General features: G+C 57.6%; 22 protein-coding genes. 18 read left to right on the forward strand and 4 right to left on the reverse strand.

Going from position 1 to position 24,844, the window contains the following annotated elements:
- Nucleotides 1-54 precede the first annotated feature (54 nt).
- The 8 genes from hemB to AWR26_RS19990 all read left to right on the forward strand — a co-directional run bounded on the left by hemB (nucleotide 55) and on the right by AWR26_RS19990 (nucleotide 10,599).
- Nucleotides 55-1,026, forward strand: coding sequence for a porphobilinogen synthase (hemB, locus tag AWR26_RS19955; RefSeq protein WP_064568242.1), 972 nt, complete (start codon nucleotides 55-57; stop codon nucleotides 1,024-1,026).
- Between the two features lie 157 nt (nucleotides 1,027-1,183).
- Nucleotides 1,184-2,902 carry a lysophospholipid acyltransferase family protein gene (locus AWR26_RS19960; RefSeq protein ID WP_064568243.1) on the forward strand — a complete coding sequence of 573 codons (1,719 nt, stop codon included), beginning with the start codon at nucleotides 1,184-1,186 and terminating at the stop codon, nucleotides 2,900-2,902.
- A 721-nt stretch (nucleotides 2,903-3,623) separates the two neighbouring features.
- Nucleotides 3,624-5,000 carry an ethanolamine permease gene (gene eat, locus AWR26_RS19965; protein ID WP_064568244.1) on the forward strand — a complete coding sequence of 459 codons (1,377 nt, stop codon included), beginning with the start codon at nucleotides 3,624-3,626 and terminating at the stop codon, nucleotides 4,998-5,000.
- Between the two features lie 9 nt (nucleotides 5,001-5,009).
- Entirely contained in the window at nucleotides 5,010-6,398 is a 1,389-nt protein-coding gene (locus tag AWR26_RS19970) for an ethanolamine ammonia-lyase subunit EutB (protein WP_043954699.1), read from the forward strand.
- Entirely contained in the window at nucleotides 6,395-7,174 is a 780-nt protein-coding gene (eutC, locus tag AWR26_RS19975; protein WP_064568245.1) for an ethanolamine ammonia-lyase subunit EutC, read from the forward strand. Before AWR26_RS19970 ends, eutC begins: the two co-directional genes overlap by 4 nt.
- Before the next feature lie 150 nt (nucleotides 7,175-7,324).
- A complete protein-coding gene (locus AWR26_RS19980) occupies nucleotides 7,325-8,281 on the forward strand; it encodes a D-2-hydroxyacid dehydrogenase (protein WP_064568246.1) in 957 nt (318 codons plus the stop codon).
- Nucleotides 8,282-8,392: 111 nt separating this feature from the next.
- Nucleotides 8,393-9,775 carry a D-arabinono-1,4-lactone oxidase gene (locus AWR26_RS19985; protein WP_064568247.1) on the forward strand — a complete coding sequence of 461 codons (1,383 nt, stop codon included), beginning with the start codon at nucleotides 8,393-8,395 and terminating at the stop codon, nucleotides 9,773-9,775.
- Entirely contained in the window at nucleotides 9,772-10,599 is an 828-nt protein-coding gene (locus AWR26_RS19990; RefSeq protein ID WP_064568248.1) for a glycosyltransferase family 8 protein, read from the forward strand. Before AWR26_RS19985 ends, AWR26_RS19990 begins: the two co-directional genes overlap by 4 nt.
- A gap of 126 nt (nucleotides 10,600-10,725) precedes the next feature.
- Here AWR26_RS19990 and AWR26_RS19995 read toward each other — a convergent pair whose 3' ends face one another.
- From AWR26_RS19995 to dgcN, 3 genes are read right to left on the reverse strand one after another with little or no spacing between them, the layout of a single operon-like run.
- A complete protein-coding gene (locus AWR26_RS19995) occupies nucleotides 10,726-11,571 on the reverse strand; it encodes a D-amino-acid transaminase (RefSeq protein WP_064568249.1) in 846 nt (281 codons plus the stop codon).
- Nucleotides 11,572-11,594: 23 nt separating this feature from the next.
- Nucleotides 11,595-12,572: an N-acetyl-D-Glu racemase DgcA gene (gene dgcA, locus AWR26_RS20000; protein WP_064568250.1), complete on the reverse strand. Its 978-nt coding sequence runs from the start codon at nucleotides 12,570-12,572 to the stop codon at nucleotides 11,595-11,597.
- Nucleotides 12,572-13,573: an N-acetyltransferase DgcN gene (gene dgcN / locus AWR26_RS20005; RefSeq protein WP_064568251.1), complete on the reverse strand. Its 1,002-nt coding sequence runs from the start codon at nucleotides 13,571-13,573 to the stop codon at nucleotides 12,572-12,574. Before dgcN ends, dgcA begins: the two co-directional genes overlap by 1 nt.
- Nucleotides 13,574-14,127: 554 nt before the next feature.
- On the opposite strand from dgcN, the gene AWR26_RS20010 reads away from it, so the two are divergent.
- From AWR26_RS20010 to AWR26_RS20030, 5 genes are read left to right on the forward strand one after another with little or no spacing between them, the layout of a single operon-like run.
- Nucleotides 14,128-15,264, forward strand: coding sequence for an ABC transporter substrate-binding protein (locus AWR26_RS20010; RefSeq protein ID WP_064568252.1), 1,137 nt, complete (start codon nucleotides 14,128-14,130; stop codon nucleotides 15,262-15,264).
- A gap of 32 nt (nucleotides 15,265-15,296) precedes the next feature.
- Nucleotides 15,297-16,196: a branched-chain amino acid ABC transporter permease gene (locus AWR26_RS20015; RefSeq protein WP_064568253.1), complete on the forward strand. Its 900-nt coding sequence runs from the start codon at nucleotides 15,297-15,299 to the stop codon at nucleotides 16,194-16,196.
- The gene (locus tag AWR26_RS20020) at nucleotides 16,196-17,242 is read left to right on the forward strand and encodes a branched-chain amino acid ABC transporter permease (protein WP_064568254.1); all 1,047 of its coding nucleotides are present in this window, start codon (nucleotides 16,196-16,198) and stop codon (nucleotides 17,240-17,242) included. Before AWR26_RS20015 ends, AWR26_RS20020 begins: the two co-directional genes overlap by 1 nt.
- The gene (locus tag AWR26_RS20025) at nucleotides 17,229-18,011 is read left to right on the forward strand and encodes an ABC transporter ATP-binding protein (protein ID WP_064568255.1); all 783 of its coding nucleotides are present in this window, start codon (nucleotides 17,229-17,231) and stop codon (nucleotides 18,009-18,011) included. The genes AWR26_RS20020 and AWR26_RS20025 overlap by 14 nt, the downstream gene beginning before the upstream one ends.
- Nucleotides 18,004-18,699, forward strand: coding sequence for an ABC transporter ATP-binding protein (locus AWR26_RS20030; protein WP_043954714.1), 696 nt, complete (start codon nucleotides 18,004-18,006; stop codon nucleotides 18,697-18,699). Before AWR26_RS20025 ends, AWR26_RS20030 begins: the two co-directional genes overlap by 8 nt.
- 100 nt (nucleotides 18,700-18,799) lie before the next feature.
- On the opposite strand, the gene gcvA is transcribed toward AWR26_RS20030, so the two are convergent.
- Complete coding sequence (gcvA, locus tag AWR26_RS20035; protein WP_064568256.1) at nucleotides 18,800-19,699, reverse strand: transcriptional regulator GcvA; 900 nt, start codon at nucleotides 19,697-19,699, stop codon at nucleotides 18,800-18,802.
- 116 nt (nucleotides 19,700-19,815) lie between these two features.
- On the opposite strand from gcvA, the gene AWR26_RS20040 reads away from it, so the two are divergent.
- The 5 genes from AWR26_RS20040 to AWR26_RS20060 all read left to right on the forward strand — a co-directional run bounded on the left by AWR26_RS20040 (nucleotide 19,816) and on the right by AWR26_RS20060 (nucleotide 24,822).
- Entirely contained in the window at nucleotides 19,816-20,709 is an 894-nt protein-coding gene (locus AWR26_RS20040; RefSeq protein WP_064568257.1) for a DMT family transporter, read from the forward strand.
- Between the two features lie 171 nt (nucleotides 20,710-20,880).
- Nucleotides 20,881-22,314, forward strand: a complete 1,434-nt coding sequence (locus AWR26_RS20045; RefSeq protein WP_064568258.1) for a circularly permuted type 2 ATP-grasp protein — start codon at nucleotides 20,881-20,883, stop codon at nucleotides 22,312-22,314.
- Nucleotides 22,314-23,243, forward strand: a complete 930-nt coding sequence (locus tag AWR26_RS20050) for an alpha-E domain-containing protein (protein WP_064569071.1) — start codon at nucleotides 22,314-22,316, stop codon at nucleotides 23,241-23,243. Before AWR26_RS20045 ends, AWR26_RS20050 begins: the two co-directional genes overlap by 1 nt.
- Nucleotides 23,240-24,061, forward strand: a complete 822-nt coding sequence (locus AWR26_RS20055; RefSeq protein WP_064568259.1) for a transglutaminase family protein — start codon at nucleotides 23,240-23,242, stop codon at nucleotides 24,059-24,061. Before AWR26_RS20050 ends, AWR26_RS20055 begins: the two co-directional genes overlap by 4 nt.
- A gap of 26 nt (nucleotides 24,062-24,087) precedes the next feature.
- A complete protein-coding gene (locus AWR26_RS20060) occupies nucleotides 24,088-24,822 on the forward strand; it encodes a proteasome-type protease (protein ID WP_064568260.1) in 735 nt (244 codons plus the stop codon).
- Nucleotides 24,823-24,844 lie beyond the last annotated feature (22 nt).

Below are 24,844 nucleotides of genomic sequence, written 5' to 3' on the forward strand. Positions count from 1 at the left end.
CCTCTACTTTTCGGCTACAATGCCGCCATCTGTTCCACAAACATCAGGCATACCATGACCGATTTAATTACTCGCCCACGCCGCCTGCGCAAATCACCTGCCCTGCGCGCCATGTTTGAAGAGACAACACTGAGCAAAAACGACCTGGTGTTGCCGATCTTTGTTGAAGAAGAGTTAAACGATTACAAAGCCATTGAGGCGATGCCCGGCGTGATGCGCATTCCGGAAAAGTATCTCGCCCGCGAAATTGAGCGTATCGCCAAAGCCGGTATTCGCTCGGTGATGACTTTCGGCATCTCTCACCACACCGATGAGACCGGCAGTGACACCTGGCGCGAAGATGGCCTGGTGGCGCGTATGTCGCGTATCTGCAAAGAGACGGTGCCGGAGATGATCGTAATGTCCGATACCTGCTTCTGCGAATACACCTCCCACGGCCATTGCGGCGTGCTGTGCGATCACGGTGTCGATAACGATGCGACCCTGATTAACCTCGGCAAACAAGCCGTCACCGCCGCTGCGGCTGGCGCGGACTTTATCGCCCCTTCTGCCGCAATGGACGGCCAGGTGCAGGCAATTCGCCAGGCGCTGGATGCAGCAGGCTTTACCGATACCGCCATCATGTCCTACTCGACCAAGTTCGCCTCTTCGTTCTACGGCCCGTTCCGTGAAGCGGCAGGAACGGCGCTGAAAGGCGATCGCAAAACCTACCAGATGAATCCAATGAACCGCCGCGAAGCGATCCGTGAATCGTTGATCGACCAGGCCGAAGGCGCAGACTGCCTGATGGTGAAACCGGCAGGCGCGTACCTCGATATTCTGCGCGATATCCGTGAACGCACCGAGTTACCGCTGGGTGCTTATCAGGTGAGCGGTGAATACGCGATGATCAAATTCGCCGCGCTGGCGGGCGCCATTGATGAAGACAAAGTGGTGCTGGAAAGCCTGGGCGCGATCAAACGCGCGGGCGCGGACCTGATCTTCAGCTACTTCGCCCTCGACCTCGCCGAACGCGGCATTCTCTGAGCCGCCTTTCTCTCCCCTGCGGGGGAGAGAGCTATCCCTTCCGCTCCGCTTTTGCTGTCATCCAGCCGTCTTGCCGTTGTCATATCTTCATTGTAATGAAATGTAAACGTCATCTTCTCCCGTTACTGTCATCGGCAAGACGGGAGGAGAAACCACCATGTTTAGTCTCGACAACGTACTTGAGGATCTCTGGCCGCAGGCCAGACCTGCGCCCTGGCAAAAAAACCTGCTGCGGCGCCTGCTTTACGAACAGGAGTTCCAGCAGTTCGCCGCAAGCCATCCCCACCTGAAAGGGCTGGATATGGTGGAGCAAGTGCTTGAACATCTACAAATCCGTTGCACCGTTCCCGCTCACGACCTCGAACAAATCCCCGAGCAAGGCCCACTGGTCATCATCGCTAACCATCCGACAGGTACGCTTGACGGGATGGCGCTGATGTACGCGGTTTCGCGCGTTCGCCGCGATGTGAAGGTGGTTACCAACCGCATGTTGACCCACCTTGAACCGCTCAGCTCGCTGTTTATCCCGGTGGATAACATGGGCGGCCGCACGCGGAAATCCTCGCTGCAACAGATGGAAAACCATTTGCAGGGCGGCGGCGTACTGATCTTCTTCCCGGCGGGAGAAGTCTCACGCCTGACGCGTAAAGGCATCCGCGATAAAAGCTGGCACGCCGGGTTTATCAAACTGGCGGGCAAGTTTCGCGCACCGCTGCTGCCCGCCTGGATCGACGCACGTAACAGCGCGCTGTTCTATGCCAGCGCGATGGTGTCGGATACGCTGCCCTTCCTGCTGCTCATGCAGCAGATGTTTCGCCGCCGGGACAGCAACCTGCCAATCAAAATCGGCCAGCGCATTCCCTGGGATAGCTGGCATACGCCGCAACTCGCCCCGCGCGAACTGGCCGATAAGTGTCGCCAACATGTGCTGCGTCTGGGTAAAGGGCTCCCCGGCCCCTTCAAAACCGAGTGCGCCATCGCGCGCCCGGAAGAGCGCGTCACGCTGCGCCGCGCACTTAATAATGCCGAGTGCCTTGGCCGCACCGCGGACGGAAAAATCATTTACCTCTGGCAGCGCAACGGGCAGGAAGACGCGCCGCTACTGCGCGAACTGGGACGGCTGCGCGAAATCGCCTTCCGTGCGGTGGGGGAAGGCAGCGGTAAACGTCGTGATACGGATAAATATGACGACGATTACCTGCACCTGATCCTGTGGGACGAGGCCGATCTGGAAATCGTCGGCGCATACCGCTTTATGCCGACATCACTGCAGGTTGAAACGCGCGGCGTGGAAGGCTTATACAGTTACAGCCTGTTCCATTACGACGATCGAATGTCCGATGTGCTGCGTCACGGCATCGAACTGGGGCGCAGCTTTATTCAGCCGCGCTACTGGGGACGTCGCGGCCTGGATTATCTGTGGTCGGGCATTGGCGCTTACCTGGCGCGTTACCCGCAATACCGTTATCTGTTTGGCCCGGTCTCCATCTCCGGCGGCCTGCCGCCAGCGGCGCGGGATCTGCTGGTAGCGTTCTACCGCCTGTGGTTCCCGGCGACCTGGCCTCTGGCCTCATCGCGGCGGCCGTGGCCCGCCACCATGCCGGACGTGCTCGCCCAGTTTAGCGGTGACGATTACACCGAAGATTTGACCCGGCTGAAATCGCTGCTCGGCAACCTTGGTTGCGGCATTCCCCCGCTCTATAAGCAGTACTCTGAACTGTGTGAACCGGGCGGCGTGCAGTTTATCGACTTCGGTTGCGATCCCGATTTCAATAACTGTGTCGATGGTCTGGTGCTGGTGGATTTAACGCGGCTGAAAGCAAACCGCTACGAGCGTTATATCGCCGCGCATCTGCCGGAGCAAAAAGCGGGCTAAATGTGATTAAAAAGCGTAACGCTCCCAAGCCTGAGCGCTGGCTTTCGTGCCGGAGAAGGCGAAAATCCTTTTCCGGCACGCATGCATTCAACCCTGCACCAGCCGCAGCTGCGCCCGCCTGCTGTTCAGACGAGGATTATGCGTCAGGATGACATATAAAATCGGTCGCCAGGCCATATATATCCTCCTTTGTTAAATATTCCTGGATTTGCCTGAAACTGTTTTTTTTCCAAATTAATGGCTGAAAAAAATCAGGTCAATCTATTATCCAGAAGAATATTTAACATCAGGCATTCACCTGATTAATATGTGTAACCGCTCACAAAAAAGAGCGAAATCACGCCATAAAATCAATGTGTTAACTTATTGTAAAAATAAAATAATAAACGTAGCGCCCTTGTATTAATTAAAGCATCGAACGCGCAAAGCGACGTAAGAATTATCGGATTTAAATTTCCAGTTATTCCCTATTATATTTCCAAAAATCGCCTCAGTGGCTGTTTCTGTCCGCACTTGCCCAGTTAATTTCACCTTAGAAAGCTTCTTCCCCGCTTTCACCATTGCAGGGCAGCCTGCACCCGTTTTCGATCTTCGGCGGTGCACCCTTATTGGGCATTTATCGCTGGGTTGCCTGTAACCCTATGTTCCAGAAGGTTTCTCTTTCCTGGCACTGACTTTGCAACTCTGCCTCAACTGTATTAATGGCGAGGCAGTAAACAGAATGAACACACAAACAACACTAAAAAGAACACTCGGCAGCTTCCGCCTGTGGGGCATTGCCGTCGGACTGGTTATTTCAGGGGAATACTTCGGCTGGAGTTACGGCTGGTCGCAGGCCGGAACGCTCGGCTTTCTGATTGTCGCGCTGGCGATTGCCGCCATGTACTGCGCCTTTATTTTTAGCTTTACCGAGCTGACCACCGCGATCCCGCATGCCGGCGGGCCTTTCGCTTACGCTTATCGCGCCTTTGGCCCCACCGGCGGGTTTATCGCCGGGTTTGCCACGCTCATCGAATTCGTCTTTGCACCACCGGCGATCGCCATGGCGATTGGTGCCTACCTTAACGTGCAGTTCCCGTCACTCGATCCGAAATGGGTGGCCTGCGGCGCGTACGTCATCTTTATGGTGCTTAACATTCTGGGCGTCGGTATTGCCGCCACCTTCGAGCTGATTGTCACCCTGCTGGCGATTTTCGAACTGCTGGTGTTTATGGGCGTGGTTGCACCGGGTTTCTCGTGGAGCAACTTCACCGCCAACGGCTGGGCAGGCGCAGAAAGCTTCAGCGGCCTCGCACTGCCGGGCATGTTTGCGGCTATCCCGTTTGCTATCTGGTTCTTCCTGGCGATTGAAGGCGCATCAATGGCGGCAGAAGAAGCCAAAGATCCGAAACGCACCATTCCACGTGCGCTCGGCGGCGGCATTCTGACGCTGACGGTGCTGGCGGTTGGCGTGATGGTTCTTGCGGGCGGTGTTGGCGACTGGCGCACGCTGTCGAACATCAACGATCCGCTGCCGCAGGCAATGAAAGTGGTGGTCGGCAGCAGCAGCGGCTGGCTGCATATGCTGGTCTGGCTTGGCCTGTTTGGCCTGGTCGCCTCATTCCACGGCATTATTATGGGCTACTCCCGCCAGATCTACTCGCTGGCGCGCGCGGGTTATCTGCCTGCCAGCCTGGCTACCCTGAACCGTAAAACCCGTACACCGATTCTGGCGATCCTCGCCGGTGGCGTGGTGGGGATTGCGGCGATCTTCTCCGATTCGCTGATCACCATCAGCGGCATGCCGCTCACCGCCTGCATTGTGACGATGTCGGTCTTTGGCGCTATTGTTATGTATATCATCTCCATGGCCGCGCTGTTCAAGCTGCGCCGCAGCGAGCCGGAACTTGAGCGTCCTTTTAAAGCGCCATTGTTCCCGTTCGCTCCGGCTTTTGCGCTCGGCATGGCGGTTCTCTGCCTGGTGGCGATGGTCTGGTACAACACCCTGCTGGCGCTGATTTTCGCCGTGATGATGCTGGGCGGTTATATGTGGTTTCGTAAAACCGCATCGGCGCGTGAACGTGCCGCGCTGGACCCGCAACTGCGCGCTATCTCCTGAGGAGACGCAATGTATAAAACCACTCTGGCGCACCGCACATGGCAGTTCGCCAGCCTGAAAGAGGTCATGGCCAAAGCTTCCCCGGCGCGTTCCGGGGATGTGCTGGCCGGGGTTGCGGCACAATCAGCCGAAGAGCGCATGGCGGCAAAAATCGCCCTTGCCGATATACCGCTGCGCGAGATCCTCGACAACCCGCTGGTTCCCTATGAAAAAGATGAGGTGACGCGCCTCATCATCGACACGCACGACAGCGCCGCTTTTACGTTAATCGCCCATCTGACGGTGGGCGAGTTTCGTGACTGGCTGCTGGCCGATACCACCGACACTGCGCTGCTGAGCCAGGTGGCTCCGGCGATCACCCCGGAAATGGCCGCCGCCGTCAGCAAACTGATGCGCAACCAGGATTTGATCCTTGCCGCCAGCAAATGCAGCGTCATCACCCGCTTTCGCAACACCATCGGTTTGCCCGGCCACCTCAGCGTGCGCCTGCAACCCAACCACCCGACTGACGATCTGAAAGGCATTGCCGCCAGCATGCTGGATGGTCTGCTTTACGGCGCGGGCGATGCGGTGGTCGGCATCAACCCGGCCAGCGACAGCCTGCCGGTGCTGCAAAAGCTGAACCATATGATGGCGGACATCATCGACCGTTTTGCCATTCCCACCCAATCCTGCGTGCTGACGCACGTCACCAACACGTTACAGCTGATTGAGCGCGGCGCGCCGGTGGATCTGGTGTTTCAGTCGGTCGCCGGTACAGAAGCGGCAAACAGCGGCTTTGGCATTAACCTCGCGCTGTTACAGGAGGCGCACGAGGCCGCGCTTTCGCTGAAACGCGGAACGCTGGGCGATAACGTGATGTATTTCGAAACCGGCCAGGGCAGTTGCCTGTCGGCGAACGCCCATCATGGCGTCGATCAGCAAACCTGCGAAGCGCGCGCCTATGCGGTAGCGCGGCACTTTAAACCGCTGCTCGTCAATACGGTGGTTGGGTTTATCGGCCCGGAATATCTGTATGACGGCAAACAGATTATCCGCGCCGGGCTGGAGGATCACTTCTGCGGCAAACTGATGGGGCTGCCGATTGGCTGCGACGTCTGTTACACCAATCATGCGGAAGCGGATCAGGACGATATGGATACGCTGCTGACGCTGCTGTGCACCGCCGGGCTGACCTTCCTGATTGGCGTTCCGGGCGCAGATGACATCATGCTCAACTATCAGAGCACTTCATTCCATGATGCGCTCTACGCGCGCCGCCTGCTGGGGCTGAAGCACGCGCCGGAGTTCGCCGACTGGCTGACGCGGATGCAGATTATCGACACCCACGGCCAGTTACGCCTTACCGGCGCAAACCATCCGTTACTGACCGTGATACCACAAGGAGCGACAGCATGAACTCGCCTGATGCCTGGTCCCTGCTGCGCGAATTCACCGACGCCCGCATTGCGCTGGGGCGCAGCGGCGCCAGCCTGCCAACCAACGAAGTGCTGAAATTTGGTCTTGCCCACGCGCAGGCGCGTGATGCCATCCATCAGCCCTTCGACAGCGCAAGCCTGGCAAGCCAGCTCCACGAACTGGGGCTGAGCACGCTGGAAGCGCACAGCGCGGCGTCGGACCGACATATCTATCTCAACCGCCCGGATCTGGGGCGCATGCTGAGCGAAGAGAGCCGTGCCGATCTCGCCGCCAGCCGTACGCCCGCGCACGATCTGCTGCTGGTGATTGGCGATGGCTTGTCATCACACGCGGTACACCGCCAGTCCGTGGGCTTAATCCGCGCCCTGCTGCCCTACCTTGAAACGCTGGGGATTTCGCTTGGGCCGATTGTGCTGGCGCACCAGTCACGCGTGGCGCTGGGCGACGATATCGGCGAAACGCTGGGCAGCAAAGCGGTGGCCATTCTGATTGGCGAGCGGCCCGGTTTGTCCTCGCCGGACAGCCTGGGCGTCTATCTCACCTGGAAACCGCAGCGCGTGCGCATTGAGTCGGAACGCAACTGTATTTCCAATATTCGTCCGGAAGGGCTGAATTACGAAGCAGCGGCCTTCAAACTGGCGTGGCTGCTGGAACAGGCGTTTTTGCGCCGTCTGACCGGCGTACACCTGAAAGATGAGAGCGACAACCCGGCGCTGCATGGCCGCGTGACGCCGCGAATTACCGCGACAAGCTAACCCGTTGGCAATGCGGCTCCCGCGTTGCCACTTTTCTCCCACTGCTCACAGCCCTTCCCCGCCCCTGACAAGCACAAAGAAAGTGCTTACCCCCCGGCAGCACATCGTCTAAGTTGATGGTGTGATGATAAAAAACCAAACGGGTAACTTATGAAAATTGTGGTGTTAGATGGCGGCATTCTTAATCCGGGCGATCTGAGCTGGCAGGGGCTGGAGCACCTGGGCGAAGTGGCGGTATATGACAACTCCACGCCGGAGCAAGTGGCAGAAAGGCTGGCGAACGCCGATATCGCCATAACCAACAAAGTTGTCCTGGGCGAAACGGTGTTCAGCCAGTGTCCGGCACTGAAATTTATCGCCGTCACCGCCACCGGCTATAACATTATCGATCTGAACGCCGCGCGTTTACGCGGTATTGCCGTCGCCAATGTGCCCTCCTACGGCACCGCTACGGTGGCGCAATTCACCACTGCGCTACTGCTGGCGCTGTGTAACCGCGTCAGTGAACACAGTGCGGATGTTCGCGCCGGTGGCTGGCAGCAGCGTAACATCTGGTGTTACTGGCTGAACCCGATGGTTGAACTGGCGGGCAAAAAGATCGGCATTATCGGCTATGGCCGCATCGGCCAGGCGGTTGGCGCTATCGCCCAGGCGATGGGGATGACGGTGCTGGCCTGCGCGACGGGCTCCGCGAAAAGGGCGGAAAACAGTAACGTGCGGTATGTTGATCCCGACACGCTGTACGCCGAAGCCGATGTCATCAGCCTGCACTGCCCGCTGACGCCTGCCACCAAAGGGATGATCAACCACAGCACGCTGCAAAAAATGAAACCCGGTGTATTGCTGCTGAACGCCTCGCGCGGCGATCTGGTAAATGAAGCGGATCTGGCTGCCGCACTGAATAAAGGCCATGTCGCCGGCGCGGCTGTGGATGTGCTCTCCAGCGAACCGCCTGCTGCCGATAACCCGTTGCTGTCCGCCAAAAACTGCCTGATCACCCCGCATATTGCCTGGGCGTCGGTGGAAGCGCGCGGGCGTATTCTTGCGACAACCGTGGAAAACGTCGCCGCGTTTATTGCCGGACAACCGCAAAACCGGGTGGATTAAGCGATCGGCGCCCGTTTGACGCTTGAGCGTACAACCAGGCGCTATCTGCTTCACACTATTGTCTGATGGGCTACGCTTGGTTAATCCCCCTGTTTCAGCAAGGAGCCGCCAATGATTGCCACGCAGACCCTGTTTCCGCGCCGACTGCCACACCCGAACCCAAGCGATCCGGCGATTCTCAACTGGGCGAAAAACGCCACGCTGGCGGCAGAAAATGCCCTGCAAACGCCGGAGAACGAAGCGCAATTGCAGGAGATGATCGCCGCTGCGAAGGGCAAAATTCGCTTTATCGGCAATCGGATGTCGCCGGGCAGAATGCTGGCGCTTAGCGGCCCGGAAGATCGGCTTATCGATCTCTCTCGCCTGCGGGGCGTGCTGGAAGTGGACAACGACAGCGTGACCTTTGGTGCGGGAACGCCGTTGCATGAGATGTTTGAAACGCTGAGCGCGATGAACCGCATGCTGGCCGCCTCGCCGGGGGTGATTGATGCGCAGACGCTGGCGGGCGCGATCTCCACCGGTACGCATGGCCAGGGAATGCAGCAAAGCTCGCTGGCGGATGAAGCGCTGCGTATCCGGCTGGTTGACGCCACAGGCAACGTGCATGAGATCGATCGCCAGCATCGCTGGTTTGGCGCAGCACAGCTTGGCCTGGGCACCCTCGGCGCTATCAGCGCCGTCACACTGCGTACCCGCCCTTTCACCCTTTTTACCTGCTTCAAAAGCGCCAGCACTGCCGATACGCTGGCGGACGATCTGAACGACTGGAATGCGCAATGGGCGTTCAGCAAAGCCTGGTGGTTCCCGGATGAAAATAAAACTCATGCGTGGAAGGCTCGTGAAGCCACCGCCGAAGAGCAGGCGCGCTGGCACGCCAATCACGGCGATCTGGTCGAGATGGAAAAGACGGACACGAAGATGAACGCGACCGTCGATAAAACGCTGGAGCAGATGCGCGACGACACACAGATTGTCGATGACAACGGCAAACCGTTTCGCACCGTCACGCGCTTTAAAGATTTCACCGATGTGATTGGCGACATTTACCAGATTTTTTGCCGGGGGATTGCCACGCCGCAAATCAATATTGAAATCAGCATTCCCCTGTCGCGCGCTCCGGCGGTGATCGCGCGGATTAAGGCGTGGCATAGCCGCTCGCATCCGCATATGCACTACCCGATTATTTTGCGCTGCACCGGGCCTTCACAGGCCTGGCTCAGCCCGGCATGGCAGGAACCGACCTGTTTTTTCGGTTTTGTGGTCTATTACGCCGCCGATGGCTCGCTCTCTGAAGAGGGGCTGGAGTTTCTGCGCGCCGCCGAGCGGCTGCTGGCGGAAGAAGGCGGTAAGCCGCACTGGGGAAAATATTACGACCCGACACTGTACGACTGGCCCACGCTGTATCCGCAGTGGTCGGCGTTTCAGGAAGTTCGCCAGCAGCTCGATCCGCAGGGGAAATTCCTCAACGCCTTTATGACGGAGTTACTGGCATGAGCGGCGCATTTGCCTGGGTGACGCTGCTGACGCAGCCGGGTTATCTGCGCGGCGTGGAGACGTTGCAGCGCTCGCTGCGCGCCAGCGGTTCGCCGTGGCCATTGGTGGTCATGGTGACGCCTGCGATTGATGACCAGATGCGCCAGCATCTGCAAACACGGGGCTGCCGGGTGCAGGAAGTCCCGGTCATCGGCCCGGACCCGGCGCTGGCGCACCGCTATGCCAATGAACGTTTTGCCGAAGTGTGGAGCAAGCTGGCGGTGTGGCGGTTGACGGAATACCAGCGGGTGGCCTTTCTCGATGCCGATATGCTGGTGATTAACAATATGGATGAGGTGTTTTCGCTGCCGCTCGCCGCAGACACCATTGCCGCCTGCCATGCCTGCCGCTGTAACCCCCAGCGCATTGCCAGTTACCCGGAAAGCTGGCGGCCGGAAAACTGCTACTACAGTTGGTGTGATGATCCCGAAATGCACGGCCATCCGCCCGCGTCGCTGGATAACTACCTCAACGGCGGTTTTCTGGTGCTGACGCCGGACGAGGCGATGTATCAGCAGATGATGCAGCGGCTGGCGGAGAAAGCCGATATCTCGGCGTACGTTTTTGCCGAGCAGGATTTTCTCAACGAGGTGTTCCGCGATCGCTGGCAGCCGTTGCATTACGGCTATAACGCGTTAAAAACCCTGGCGCTCCAGCATCCGCAAATGTGGGATCTCGCACGGGTGAAGAATATCCATTACATCATTGATAAACCGTGGGAGAAGACGCCGCAGCCGGGAGATAAGTGGTACGAATTAGATAAGTTGTGGTGGGAATACGCGTAAATCATCGAACAGGGTTTGGTTGATTCCCCGCTGGCGACTGCGCTTTACCGCCTACGCAGAGGCAAAATCAACACTCTTTCGCAGGCCGGATAAGCACAGCGCCATCCGGTGGATGGCGCTAAAATCTCACAGCATCTGCAAATAGATCCGCCGCAAAAGCTGGGTAATCGGCCCCGGTTTGCCGTCGCCGATGGTCTGCCCGTCAACGGCAATCACCGGCCAGACAAACGTGGTGGCCGAACTGATAAACACTTCACGGGCGTTACGCGCCTCTTCCGGAGTAAACAGCCGCTCCTCGATGGTCACGCCGTGCTCTTCGGCCAGCTTCACCAGCGCTTTGCGGGTGATGCCGTGCAAAATGCTGTTGCTCAGCGGGCGGGTCACCACGGTGTTATCGTCCTGCACGATATAGCAGTTACAGGAACTTCCCTCGGTGATATAGCCGTTTTCCACCAGAAAAGCGTCGTCCGCGCCCTGCGCTTCGGCAAAGGCTTTTGCCAGACAGGGCGCCAGCAACTGCACGGTTTTGATATCCCGCCGCTGCCAGCGAATATCCGGGCAGGTCACCACGCGAATACCTTTGCTGGCCGCCGGATGATCCACCACCGCGCGCGCCTGGGTGAATAACACCAGCGTCGGCGGCGTACTGGCGGGCGGAAAATGGAAATCCCGATCGCCCGCATTACCGCGCGTCAGTTGCAGGTAAATACCCCCTTCCTGCAACGCATTGTCGACAATCAGCCGCTGGTGGATCTCGCGCAGGCCGTTTTCATCCACCGCCAGCGTTAACCCCAGTTCGCCGCAGGAGCGCACCAGCCGCGCATAGTGCCCGGCAAAATCGACCAGCTTGCCATTCACCACGGCGGTCACTTCGTACACGGCATCGGCAAACAAAAAACCGCGATCAAAGACCGATACTTTCGCCGCCGCTTCCGGCAGGTATTCGCCATTCACATACACTGTGCGTGACATTATTCTCTCCTTACGCTTCGCCATCAGCCCCACAGAGCCGCTGTCGGTGGAAAAAGTTCGCTGCCATCATAATGCAGCCCGTGCGGGCGATCGTCCGCCAGCAGCAGCGGCCCATCGAGATCGACAACGCTGGCCTGCTGCGCGACAACCACGGCGGGTGCCATCGACAGCGATGTCGCCACCATGCAGCCCACCATGATTTGCAGCCCAAGCTGCTGCGCCTGCGCCCGCACGCGCAGCGCTTCGGTCAGGCCGCCGGTCTTGTCGAGCTTGATATTGATAAACTCATAGCGCCCGACCAGTTGCGCCAGCGTGGCGGAATCATGGCAGGATTCATCGGCGCACAGCGGTACCGGATGCGGCAACTGCGCCAGCACGGCGTCCTGTCCTGCTGCAAGCGGCTGCTCGATAAGCGAGACACCAAGCGCCGCCAGCGCCGTCGCCTGCTGTAAATAGATGCTCTCGTTCCAGCCTTCATTGGCATCGACGATCAACCGCGCCTGCGGTGCACCTTCACGCACGGCCGTTACGCGGGCGATATCCTGCTCATCGGCCAGCTTCAGTTTCAGCAAGGGACGCCAGGCGTTTTCCCGCGCCGCCTGCTGCATTTTCGCGGGCGTATCCAGCGACAGCGTATAGGCCGTTTGCAGATGGTGCGGCGTTCCGCTGCCGGTCAGTTGCCAGATGCTCTGCCCGCTGCGTTTGCACTGCCAGTCCCAGAAGGCGCAGTCCAGCGCATTGCGCGCCGCGCCAGCCGGTAGCCGCTGCTGTAGCTGCTCGCGGCTCATTCCGGCAGCGAGGTCACCGCGCAGCGCCTCAATCTGCGCCATCACGCTCGCAACGGTTTCGCCGTAGCGGGCGTAAGGCAGGCATTCACCGCGCCCGGTAATGCCCTGCGCCTGCAACGTGACCGACACCACATCGGCCGCCGTACGGCTACCGCGCGAAATCGTAAATGCCTGGCGCAGCGGCCAGCGCTCATGCGCTACCGACAGCTCCATTACAGCGTCGCCAGCGCGTCTACCAGCGCGCCAACGCCCTGACGGAACGGATCAACCACCGGCAGCCCGGTACGCTGCTGCAGAGAGGACATCAGCGCAATCGCCTCTGCCTTATCCAGCGCCGACGTATTGACGGAAATACCGATAAATTTCGCTTTCGGGTTGGTCAGTTGCGCCATTTTCAGGTTCAGCGCCATGCAGTCGAGAATATCCGGTACAGGATAGTCAACGCCGCGCATATGTGTGCGGGTCGGTTCGTGGCACAGCACCAGCGCATCCGGCTGCGCGCCGTGGATAAGCCCGGTGGTCACCCCGGCAAAAGAAGGGTGAAACAGCGAACCCTGCCCTTCGATGATATCCCAGTGATCGGCGTCGTTATCCGGGGCGAGGGTTTCCACCGCGCCGGAGACGAAGTCCGAGACCACCGCGTCCACGCTGATGCCGCTGCCGCTGATCAGAATGCCGGTCTGCCCGGTTGCGCGGAAGGTGGCTTTGCCGCCACGGGCGAGGATCTCTTTTTCAATCGCCAGCGCCGTGTACATCTTGCCGCAGGAGCAGTCCGTACCAACCGGCAGCAGACGTTTGCCGCTGCGTTTGCGTCCGCTGGCGACTGGATATTGCTGAGTCGGGTGGCGAACATCAAACAGCGAGCGACCAAGACGGTCGGCCAGCGCCTTCAGTTCCGGGACATCAGCCAGTTTATTATGCAGGCCCGCCGCCAGATCCAGCCCGCTTTCCAGCGCATAGGTGAGGATGGAAATCCACTCTTTTGAAATAATACCGCCACGGTTAGCAACGCCGACCACCAGCGTTTTTGCGCCCGCTTTTACCGCTGCGTCAATATCCATATCCGGCAACTGACAATTGGCATGACAGTTCGCCATACGGTATTGCCCGACGCAATATTCCGGGTGCCATTGTTTAATTCCTTCCGCGACTTTCGCCGCCAGTTGATCGTGCGCATCACCTAAAAAAAGCAGATAGGGTTTTTGAATATTCATTATTTATCCCCCTCAGGATAAGACTGAATAAAATAATTAACGCAGAAATAACATTTCTGAAAAATGGAATAATAAACTGACTGCCAATGCAGAATAACAAGGGTTTTATTATTGTCAACCACCGCTAACGCAGGCCTTAATTACCATATTTATTGCAATTATCCAGTTTTTTATTCTGCCAAAGAGTTTGTAAAAAACGACTAAAAATATTTTTATCTTTAAACAAGGCGATTGCAGACAGCGAGGGCATAAAAATATTTTGCGTGCTACCTCACTTATTTATTCATGCACCACAACGGCGCATCTGCACTATTTTAGGCAACCAAAACAGTGCTATCACGGCGGGTAAATCTATAAGAAGAATGGATGAGAAAAATCTAATTAATGGATGTATGGTGAAATCGTTATTAACAGGCAAATCCTTTATTAAATAAATGCGATAAATCAAAAGCATCAGGCCGTTAATTCCTGTATTCCGGCCGCTTCGTTATTCCAGTGTTGCGCATTAATTGATGGTTAAACATAAACAATCAACTGACGGACGTGAGGTAACAATGAAGAGTTTTGGTGGGAAAGTCTCTTTAATGGCCGTACTGATTTCCGGCCTGGCGGGCGCACACAGTGCACTGGCAGAAGAAATTAAAATCGGTGTGGTGCTGCCGCTGAGCGGCGCGCTGAGCGGCTATGGTCAGCCTTCACAAAAAGGTCTGGATCTGATTCAGACCATCACCCCGACGCTGAAAAACGGCGACACCATTAAACTTATCGTCATCGACGATAAGAGCGACAAAGTCGAAGCGGCGAACGCCATGCAGCGCCTGGTGTCCAGCGATAAAGTGGATGCCGTGATCGGTGAAGTGACCTCTTCGAATACGCTGGCGATGGTGAAAATCGCCGACGACACCAAAACGCCGCTGGTCTCTTCGACGGCGACGAACGACCGTGTTACCCGCAACCATCCGTATGTTAGCCGCGTCTGCTTCTCGGACAGCTTCCAGGGCGTGGTCGGCGCGAACCTGGCGTCCCGCGATCTGAAAGCCAAAACCGCCGCCATCGTGTTTGACAGCAGCAACGACTACTCGGTTGGCCTGGCGAAAGCCTTCCGCACCCAGTTCCTGAAAAACGGCGGCACCATTCCTATCGAAGTGCAGGCACCGTCTGGCAGCAAAGATTTCAAAGCGCAACTCTCCAGCGTGAAAGCGAAAAACGTCGACATGATCTACATGCCGATTTACTACACCGAAGGCGCGCTGATTGCCGTGCAGGCGAAACAGCTCGGCCTCGACAAACCGGTTGTGGGCGGCGATGGCCTGGCGGCGGATCCGGTATTTTTCGAAGTGGGTAAAGATGCGGTCAACGGCTATATGACCACCGATTACTACTCACCAAACGCTAAAGAGCAGACGCCAGCCGGCGAAGCCTTTATCAAAGCCTGGGAAGAGAAGTTCAAAACCCCGACTCATACCTGGGGTGCGATGGCGGCCGATGCGTACAACGTGATCGTCAACGCCATGAACCAGTGTAATAACCCGCGCGATCGCGTCTGTGTTAACGAGAAAATCCGCGCCACCAAAGACTTCCAGGGCGTAACCGGTACGCTGACGCTGAAAGATGGCGATGCGGTGCGCAGTGCGGTAATCAATGAAGTGAAAGATGGCCAGCTCGCCTTTAAAACCGTAGTTAATCCGTAAGCAGTAACCGGCTGTTAATAAGAGGTTTTTTAATGGATGGCGCCATTTTTCTCCAGCAGGTAGTCAACGGCATGAGTCTGGGCGGCATGTACGCCCTGATCGCTATCGGCTACACCATGGTTTACGGGGTTCTGCGCCTGATCAACTTCGCGCATGCGGATGTGATGATGGTCGGCGCATTTGCCACCCTGTTTCTGTTTTCCTCGATTGGGCTACCCTTTGGGGTAGCCATTTTTCTGACCCTCGGTTTGTGCGGCCTGCTGGGCATGTTCATTGACCGGGTCGCCTATCGCCCGCTGCGCCAGGCATCGAAAATTTCGATGCTGATCACCGCTATCGGCGTCAGTTTTTTTCTCGAAAACCTGTTCAACGTGCTGTTTGGCGGCAGTTCGCGCTTCTTCTCCGCGCCGGACTACTTCAACAAAACGCTGACGCTCGGCCACGTCATCATTACCAACGTGGCGTGGATCGTGCCAGTGATCACCGTGTTGCTGTTGCTGGCGATCCTCTGGCTGCTCTATCGCACCCGCTACGGTATGGCGATCCGCGCGGTGGCGTTTGACGTCAATACCGTGCGGCTGATGGGCATCGACGCGAACCGCATTATCTCGCTGGTGTTTGCTCTCGGCAGCAGCCTCGCGGCGCTGGGCGGGGTGTTTTACTCCATCAGCTACCCAACCATTGACCCGTTAATGGGCGTGCTGATTGGCCTGAAGGCCTTTGCGGCAGCGGTGCTTGGCGGTATTGGCAGCGTCACCGGCGCGGTGCTCGGCGGCTTTATTCTCGGTTTTACCGAAGTGGTCGCGGTTGCTATTTTCCCGGAGCTTGGCGGCTATAAGGACGCGTTCGCTTTCATGTTTTTGATTCTGGTCTTGTTGTTCCGCCCGGTAGGCATCATGGGTGACGAACGCCTGGAAAGGAGCCGTTTCTGATGTTGAACCCGACCACGACGCTTGCCGCGCAGGGGCGTAACCTGCTGATTATTCTTATCACCATTGCGCTACTGGCAGGGATTAACCTGCTGTTTAACGACTACATTGTGCGGGTGATCAGTACCGTTTTCGTCTTTATGATCCTCGCCGTCAGCTACAACCTGATTAACGGCGTCACCGGCCAGCTTTCGCTGGAACCCAACGGCTTTGTCGCCGTTGGCGCGTATGTCACCGCGCTGTTTATTCTCTCCAGCGACAGCAAGATGGATATGTTCGAAATGGCGGCACCCAGCCCGTTTATTATGGTGCTGCACGCCAGTTTTCTGCCCGCGCTGTTAATCAGCGGCGTGTGCGCGGCCGTGCTGGCGGTGTGCCTGGCGTTTCCGGTCTTCCGCGTGCGCGGCGACTATCTGGCGATTGTCACGCTGGGCTTCGGTTTTATTATCAAGATCCTCGCCATTAACAACCCGCAAATCACCAACGGCGCGATTGGGCTGAACGATATTCCCCAGCAGCCGCATCTGCTGTTCTGGTGCGGCCTGTTTGCGCTGGCGGCAACCGGGATGATCCTGCAACTGGTGTGGTCGAAGTATGGCCGCATGATGAAGGCGATTCGCGACGACGAAGATGCGGCGATTGCGATGGGTATCAATACTTTCCGCATTAAAACCTGCGCATTCGCCACCAGTGCTTTTTTTGAAGGGATTGGCGGTGGCCTGCTGGCCTCGCTGCTGACCACCATTTCGCCGGGGCTGTTCGACTTTATGCTCACCTTCCAGTTGCTGATCATTATTGTGCTCGGCGGTCTGGGCAGCACCACCGGCGCGTTGCTGGGCACCATTGTGGTGGTCGGTAGCGGCGAATGGCTGCGTTTCCTTGACCAGCCGCTGTCGCTGTTCGGCCACGATCTTGGCGCTTATCCGGGGTTGCGGATGGTGGTCTTCTCGCTGCTGCTGTTGTTGATTATGTTGTTCGCCCGTGAAGGGTTGCTGGGGAAAAAAGAGCTGTGGCAGTTGCGCAGAAGGAGCCGTCATGACAGCAAATAACGTCATCCTGCAAGTCGAGGATATTGTGATGCAGTTCGGCGGGTTGCGGGCCATCGACAACGTCAGTTTTCATGTCGATGAAGCGGAGATTTTCGGCCTTATCGGCCCCAATGGCGCAGGGAAAACCACGCTGTTTAACGTCATCACCGCGAACTACAAACCAACCAGCGGCAGCGTGACGCTGGCGGGGAAATCGATCAAAGGGCTGAAGCCCAACCAGGTGGTGAATGCCGGTATTGCGCGTACCTTCCAGAATATCCGCCTGTTTAACTCCATGACGGTGCTGGAAAACGTGATGGTCGGGCTGGATCACGCCAGCCGTTATTCGCTGCTGGAAGCGGCGCTGCATATTGGCCGCTACTTCCCGGCAGAACGCGCCGCGCGGGCAAAAGCGATGGAACTGCTGGAGTATATCGGCATTGCCGAGTACGCCAATTTGCAGGCCACCAATTTGAGTTACGGCAACCAGCGTAAAGTGGAGATTGCCCGCGCGCTGGCAACGGCGCCGCAACTGCTGTTGCTGGATGAGCCCGCCGCCGGGATGAACCCGAAAGAGACGGAAGATCTGGCCGGGCTGATTTTCCGCATGCGCAAGGATTATCAACTGAGCGTGCTGCTCATTGAACATGACATGCCTTTCGTCAACGCATTGTGCGAACGGGTAATGGTGCTGGAGTATGGCAAACCGCTGTTTAGCGGGCTGATGTCTGAGGCGATCCAACATCCGGAGGTGATCTCCGCCTACCTGGGAGAGGTACGTTATGCTTAGCGCCCGCGAGTTAAAGGTATTTTACGGCGTCATTCAGGGGCTGAAAGGCGTTGATATTGAGATCAACGACCGCGAAATTGTGACGCTGATTGGCAGTAATGGCGCGGGAAAAACCTCGACGCTGAACGGCATCATCAACCTGGTGCGCTCAACCGGGACGGTGAATTTCCTCAATGAAGATATCTCGCGCAGCCAGACGCACCATATTGTGCGTAAAGGGCTGGCGCTGGTGCCGGAAGGCCGCAAAATCTTCACTAACCTGACCATCGAAGAAAACCTGCGCATGGGGGCGTATAACAACCTCGCGAACTTCACTCGCCTGCGGGATCGCATGTTTACCCTGTTTCCGCGCCTGAAAGAGCGGCGTAAGCAGATGGCGGGTACCATGAGCGGCGGCGAGCAGCAGATGCTGGCGATCGCCCGCGCATTGATGAGTGAACCGGTGTTGTTGATGCTGGATGAGCCAAGCCTCGGTCTGGCACCAAAAGTGGTGGGCGAGCTGTTTACCACCATCCGCCAGTTGCGCGAAGAGAACATCACCATTCTGCTGGTGGAGCAAAATGCCACCGCGGCGCTGACCATCGCCGATCGCGCTTATGTGCTGGAGAATGGCAAGATTGTACTTTCCGGCGCGGCGCAGGAGGTGCTCGCCAACCCGGAAGTGAAAAAGATGTATCTCGGCGGGTAAACCCTGGTCGTGGCTTGATGCCGGGTGGCGGCTTCGCCTTGCCCTGCGCGATCACTGCCATGCCCGATCAGCGTTCGCGCCGTTGGGCATGGCGGTGCGATCACGGATATGGCCAGCGATGCTCCTCGGAGGCCGCCGTTGCCAGCAGCCAGTCGCGAAAATCCCGGCTCATCCGCTGTAATACGGCGGATTCGTCGTACACCAGGTAATAAGCAATCGGTGAGGCGACGGTAATGGCCAGCGGGCAGATCAAACGCCCACGGCTTAATGCCTCCGCCACCAGTACCCGGCGCACCAGCGCAACGCCCCTGCCCGCCAGTGCGGCTTCAATCACACCGTTTGAATCGATAAATACCGGGCCTTTATCGGTATCCACATCATGTATGCCCTGCGTGTCGAACCACAAACGCCAGTCCAACCGGTGTTCATCATGCAGCAGCGGGTAATTCAGTAATTCGCGCGGCGAAGCGGGACGGTTTTCCGCCAGCAGCGCCGGGCTGCACACCGGCAACAGATGGTCGTTCACCAGACAGTGCGACTGAAGCCCCGGATACACACCCGCGCCGTGACGTACGGCAAAATCGATCCCTTCATTGCTCAGATTGACCACCCGGTTAGTGGTATTAATCTGCACCTCCACGCCGGGATGCAGTTTTTCGAAAGCGCCCAATCGCGGCAACAACCACTGAATGGCGAAGCCGGGCGTGCAACTGACGGTGACTTTGCTCTGGCTGGCGTTATCCATTAGCCGCTGCGTGGCCTGTGATATCTGGTTAAACGCAGGCTGAATAGCACGCAGATAAATGTGCCCTTCTGCCGTCAGCGCCAGAAAGCGCGGCCCGCGCATAAACAGCCGGACATTCAGCCACGCCTCAAGCCTGGCGATTTGCTGGCTCACGGCACTGGCGGTAATGCATAACTCCTCGGCCGCCGCTTTCATGCTCATATGGCGGGCGACGGTAGCAAAGCAGACTAATGCCTGCAGGGGCGGTAGGGTCATCGCGGCTCTCCGCATAATTAAGTGCAACTAAACTGTAGCAAAAATGCTGGTTTGTCAGCCTGATGCCGTCGGGGTAAAACATTTTTAGTTAAAAACGCAACACAAGGAGTTGCACAATGCGGGCCATTGATTACCTGAGATTAATGATGCTGGCGGCCATCTGGGGCGCGAGCTTTCTGTTTATGCGGATTGCCGCACCGGAATTCGGTGCTATCAACACCGCTTTTCTCCGCGTGCTGTTTGGCTTTCTTGGCCTGGCGGCGCTGCTGGCGCTGTTTCGCCGCGCGTTTCAGTTTTCCGGTAAGCTGCGCGCGGCTTTGCTGCTTGGGGTGATTAACTCCGGGCTGCCGTTTCTGATGTACTGCCTGGCCGCACGTTGGCTGCCTGCCGGGTATTCCGCTGTTCTCAATGCCACCACGCCGTTGATGGGCGCGCTGGCGGGCGTGGCGTTTTTTGACGAACGCCTGAGCGGGAAAAAGTGGGCGGGCGTGGTACTCGGGCTGGTGGGGATTTTGACGATTACCACGCTCGGTGAAATGCGCAACGTGCAGGAGGTCGCCGCTGGCGTGGCGGCGTGCCTGGTGGCGACCGGCTGTTATGGCGTTGCCGGTTTTCTCACCCGCAACTGGATAACGGCGCGCGGCGGTCTGGATCCGACGCTGGTCGCCTTCGGCAGCCAGGCGGGCGCCACGCTGTTTTTGCTGCCGTTCTGCGCCTGGTCGATTAGCAGTGGCGCAACCATCAACTGGGCGCAGCCGTCAGTGTGGGCCTGCGTGTTGGCAGTGGGCCTGCTCTGTACCGCCGTGGCCTATATTCTCTATTTTCGCCTGATTGCCGATATCGGGCCGCTGCGCAGCCTGACAGTCACCTTTCTTATCCCGCCGTTTGCCGTGCTGTGGGGCTACCTCGCGCTGGGCGAAACGCTGAACGGCGGGTTTATTATCGGCGCGCTGATTGTCTGCCTGGCTGTGTGGCTGGTGGTCAGCCCGACGGCCGCGAAACGCCATTAGCACAGGTTCTGCTACGCTTACCTTTCACACCACTTTAGCGCGCTGCCGCTGCGCTTCGCCTCAAAATGGTGCATTTGCGCCTGTACTTGTCACGAAAACGCATTGCCAGCCATGCTGGCATGCTTTCTGCATTTTTTAAGAATCTTCACACGCGCAATGCAGGGGATGACAATGATAAAAATAACGCTTCCGACAGCACCTTACTACGATGAGATGCTCAGCGCAGAGGGCAGTCAACGCCAGCATTACGATGCCTGGTGGCAGTGGCTTCAACAGACCGACCAGCACGCTATCCATCAAAAGAAAGAACAGGCAGAACTGTTATTTCACCGGGTGGGCATTACCTTCAACGTTTATGGTGAAGAGGGAGGCACTGAACGCCTGATCCCCTTTGACAGCGTACCGCGGATTATCCCGGCCCATGAGTGGCGCACTCTCGATCAAGGCATCCGCCAGCGCGTCAAAGCGCTGAACGCTTTCCTCTACGATATCTACCATCAGCAAAATATCCTCAACGCCGGAATTATTCCGCGCGAGCAGGTTCTGGCGAACGAGCAATACCAGCCCTGTATGCAGGGCGTGGATCTGCATAACAATATTTATGCTCACATTACCGGTATCGATATGGTACGTAACAGCGATGGTCGCTATTACGTGCTGGAAGATAACCTGCGTACCCCGTCCGGCGTCTCCTATATGCTGGAGAACCGCAAGATGATGATGCGCCTCTACCCGGATCTCTTCGCCAGCCAGCATATTGCGCCGGTGGAGCGCTACCCCGGCTACCTGCTGCAAACCCTGCGTGAAAGTACCCCGGTGGACGATCCCACGGTGGTGGTGATGACGCCTGGGCGTTTTAACAGCGCCTATTTTGAGCACAGCTTTCTGGCACAGCAGATGGGCGTTGAGCTGGTAGAAAGCGCCGACCTGTTCGTCAAAGGCGGCGCAGTTTATATGCGCACCACCGAAGGCCCGTGCCGGGTGGATGTCATCTACCGCCGCATTGACGATGCGTTTCTCGATCCACTGGCGTTTCGTGCCGATTCGATGCTCGGGGTTCCGGGCCTGCTGTCGGTCTACCGGTCGGGCGGCGTGGTGCTGGCGAACGCGATCGGCACCGGCGTTGCCGATGATAAATCCATTTACCCCTATGTGCCGGAGATGATCCGCTTCTACCTCAGCGAGGAGCCGATTCTCGGCAATATCGCCACCTGGCAGTGCCGCAAGCCCGACGATCTTAACTATGTGCTGGCCCATCTCGACAGCATGGTGGTGAAAGAGGTTCACGGTGCGGGCGGGTACGGCATGCTGGTCGGCCCGAAATCGACCCGTCAGCAGATTGAGGATTTCCGCAAGCGGCTGCTGGCGAACCCCGGCAACTATATTGGCCAGGAGACGTTGGCGCTCTCCACCTGCCCGACCTTTGTCGAAGAGGGGCTGGCACCGCGCCACATCGATCTGCGCCCGTTTGTGCTCTCCGGTGAAGAGGTTCGCCTGGTGCCGGGCGGCCTGACGCGCGTGGCGCTGAACGAAGGTTCGCTGGTGGTGAACTCGTCGCAGGGCGGCGGCACCAAAGATACCTGGGTGATGGAGGAGGATGAATGATGCTAAGCCGCACAGCCAGCGAACTGTACTGGATGGCCCGCTATCTGGAGCGGGCAGAGAGCTTTGCCCGGGTGCTGGATGTTACCTGGAAGCTGTCGATGATGCCGCGCCACCGCCAGCAGCAACACGATTTGGCGCTGCCGCTCAATCTCACCTTTTCCCATGAGCTGTTTCAGCAGCGTTATGCCCGCTTTTCCATGAACAACCTGCTGAACTTCTTCGCCCTTGATAGCCACAACCCGAGCAGCATTTATAGCTGTATTGAAATGGCATGGAATAACGCCCACGCGGTACGCGGCAGCCTGTCGTCAGAAGTGTGGGAGTGCATCAACACCACGCGTATCGACATCCGCAATCTGCGTCAGTCCGGGGTGGATAAAATCGGTATTGATACCTTTTTTGACTGGGTAAAAGAGCGCTCGCATCTGTTTCGCGGCGCGATGTTCGGCACGCTATTGCGCAACGATGCGCAGTGTTTTATTCGTGTCGGTACGCTAATTGAGCGCGCCTACGCCACCGCCCAACTGCTGGCGCTTAAAGATCAACAACTGAACAACGATCCGGATCCGGTGCGTGAATATTATCGCCTCGACACCCTGCTACGCGCGGTGAGCGCCCGCGAGGCCTATCACAGTATTTACCGCCAGCCGATCAGCCGCGAAACCGTCAGCGAACTGCTGGTGTTTCGTAATGATGTGCCCCGTTCGCTGCATGCCTGTGTGGCGGATCTGGTGCAGCAACTGGAGATGATCGGTAATACGCGGGCGCATGTTCCGCTGCGCCGGGCGCACCTGCTGCATGTGGAACTGCGCTTTGGTTCCCTCGACGAGGTGATGAATCAGGGGCTGCAAAACTGGCTGAACCACTTCCTCACCCAAATTAACGAACTGGCCGACAGCATTCGCCAGACTTATCTGGAGGCGATATGAAACTCACCATCAACCATTTAACGCATTACCAGTACGATGAAGAGGTGAAATTCAGCACCCAGTATCTGCGGCTGACGCCGCAAACTTCCGCGCGTCAGCAGGTTAGCGAGTGGAAACTGACGCTGCCCGCCTCGGCCGTCGCCACCCATGATGCTTATGGCAACCTGATGCATGTGCTGACGCTGGACAGCCCGCACCAGGAGATTTTTATCCACGCTCAAGGGGTGGTGGAAATCGCCGATAATGTGGAAGAGAGCCAGGATAACAGCGATGAAACGTTGTCGCCGCTGGTCTTTTTACGCGTCACGCCGCTGACGGAAGCGGACGATCTGATCCGCGGTTTCGCCAGCCGCTATTACCGGGAAACAGCGCCCGAAGAGAGCCTCACATCGCTGATGGCGGAATTACAGCTAAAAATGCCGTATACTCCCGGCGCGACGCATGTGCAGGACAGCGCAGCGGATGCATTCGCCAAAGGAAAAGGCGTCTGCCAGGATCATACCCATGTGTTTCTGGCCTGCTGCCGTAGCCTGAAGATCCCGGCGCGCTATGTCAGCGGTTATGTCTATAGCCGGGATACCGAGCACGTAGCGATGCATGCCTGGGCGGAAGCCTGGATCAACGACCGCTGGCACAGTTTTGATATCACCAACAATACCCGCCTGCTCAACCAGCATTTGCGGCTGGCGGTGGGGATGGATTATCTGGATGCCTGCCCGGTGCGCGGCAGCCGTTTAGGCGGCGGCTGCGAAGAGCTTTTTTCCACCGCTGAAGTGAATCTGTTTACGCAACAGCAGCAACAGGTTCAGCAGCAATAGCGTTAACTGTTAAGAAAGGTGAGGTAATGACTTACTGTGTGGCCATGCGTCTGCGCGACGGACTGGTCTTCGCTTCCGACTCCCGGACCAATGCGGGGGTCGATCACATTGCGACGTTCAAAAAACTTCACGTTTTTCAGCGTGAAGGCGAACGGGTGCTGGTGATCCAGTCCGCCGGTAATCTGGCAACCACGCAGAGCATTATCAGTCTGCTGACCTCGCGTATTGAGAGCCAGCAGACGCCCAACCTGATGCAGGCTGAAACCATGTACGACGCCGCAACGCTGATCGGCGAAACGGTGCGGGAAGTTATCCACCGCGACAGCAAGGCGCAGCAAAATGGCAGCAACACCAACTTTGGCTGCAACATGCTGCTGGGCGGGCAGATTGGTAACGAAGAGCACCGGCTGTTTCATATCTATCAGGAAGGGAATTTTATCGAGTCAACCAATGACACGCCCTACTTCCAGATTGGCGAAAGCAAATACGGCAAACCGATTATCGATCGGGTGTTAACGCCGGATACGCCGCTGGAGCAGGCGATGTGTTGCGCACTGATCTCGATCGACTCCACGCTGCGCAGCAATCTCTCCGTCGGCATGCCGCTGGATGTGATGATCTACCGCCGCGAAAGTTTCCACGCCCGTGAACAGCAACGGATTATTGAAAGCGATCCCTATTTTATTGCCATCCGCAAAGCCTGGTCCGAAGGGCTGCTCAACACCTTCCGCCAGTTAACGCCCTTCCCCACTCAACCCTGATCCCGGTACGCCGCCGGGCGGT

Source organism: Kosakonia oryzae (assembly GCF_001658025.2).
Classification (GTDB): Bacteria; Pseudomonadota; Gammaproteobacteria; order Enterobacterales; family Enterobacteriaceae; genus Kosakonia; species Kosakonia oryzae.

Coding starts and splice junctions, on each gene's coding strand:
- hemB (WP_064568242.1), top strand. CDS start 55: ATGACCGATTTAATTACTCGCCCACGCCGCCTGCGCAAATCACCTGCC.
- AWR26_RS19960 (WP_064568243.1), top strand. CDS start 1,184: ATGTTTAGTCTCGACAACGTACTTGAGGATCTCTGGCCGCAGGCCAGA.
- eat (WP_064568244.1), top strand. CDS start 3,624: ATGAACACACAAACAACACTAAAAAGAACACTCGGCAGCTTCCGCCTG.
- AWR26_RS19970 (WP_043954699.1), top strand. CDS start 5,010: ATGTATAAAACCACTCTGGCGCACCGCACATGGCAGTTCGCCAGCCTG.
- eutC (WP_064568245.1), top strand. CDS start 6,395: ATGAACTCGCCTGATGCCTGGTCCCTGCTGCGCGAATTCACCGACGCC.
- AWR26_RS19980 (WP_064568246.1), top strand. CDS start 7,325: ATGAAAATTGTGGTGTTAGATGGCGGCATTCTTAATCCGGGCGATCTG.
- AWR26_RS19985 (WP_064568247.1), top strand. CDS start 8,393: ATGATTGCCACGCAGACCCTGTTTCCGCGCCGACTGCCACACCCGAAC.
- AWR26_RS19990 (WP_064568248.1), top strand. CDS start 9,772: ATGAGCGGCGCATTTGCCTGGGTGACGCTGCTGACGCAGCCGGGTTAT.
- AWR26_RS19995 (WP_064568249.1), bottom strand. CDS start 11,571: ATGTCACGCACAGTGTATGTGAATGGCGAATACCTGCCGGAAGCGGCG.
- dgcA (WP_064568250.1), bottom strand. CDS start 12,572: ATGGAGCTGTCGGTAGCGCATGAGCGCTGGCCGCTGCGCCAGGCATTT.
- dgcN (WP_064568251.1), bottom strand. CDS start 13,573: ATGAATATTCAAAAACCCTATCTGCTTTTTTTAGGTGATGCGCACGAT.
- AWR26_RS20010 (WP_064568252.1), top strand. CDS start 14,128: ATGAAGAGTTTTGGTGGGAAAGTCTCTTTAATGGCCGTACTGATTTCC.
- AWR26_RS20015 (WP_064568253.1), top strand. CDS start 15,297: ATGGATGGCGCCATTTTTCTCCAGCAGGTAGTCAACGGCATGAGTCTG.
- AWR26_RS20020 (WP_064568254.1), top strand. CDS start 16,196: ATGTTGAACCCGACCACGACGCTTGCCGCGCAGGGGCGTAACCTGCTG.
- AWR26_RS20025 (WP_064568255.1), top strand. CDS start 17,229: ATGACAGCAAATAACGTCATCCTGCAAGTCGAGGATATTGTGATGCAG.
- AWR26_RS20030 (WP_043954714.1), top strand. CDS start 18,004: ATGCTTAGCGCCCGCGAGTTAAAGGTATTTTACGGCGTCATTCAGGGG.
- gcvA (WP_064568256.1), bottom strand. CDS start 19,699: ATGACCCTACCGCCCCTGCAGGCATTAGTCTGCTTTGCTACCGTCGCC.
- AWR26_RS20040 (WP_064568257.1), top strand. CDS start 19,816: ATGCGGGCCATTGATTACCTGAGATTAATGATGCTGGCGGCCATCTGG.
- AWR26_RS20045 (WP_064568258.1), top strand. CDS start 20,881: ATGATAAAAATAACGCTTCCGACAGCACCTTACTACGATGAGATGCTC.
- AWR26_RS20050 (WP_064569071.1), top strand. CDS start 22,314: ATGCTAAGCCGCACAGCCAGCGAACTGTACTGGATGGCCCGCTATCTG.
- AWR26_RS20055 (WP_064568259.1), top strand. CDS start 23,240: ATGAAACTCACCATCAACCATTTAACGCATTACCAGTACGATGAAGAG.
- AWR26_RS20060 (WP_064568260.1), top strand. CDS start 24,088: ATGACTTACTGTGTGGCCATGCGTCTGCGCGACGGACTGGTCTTCGCT.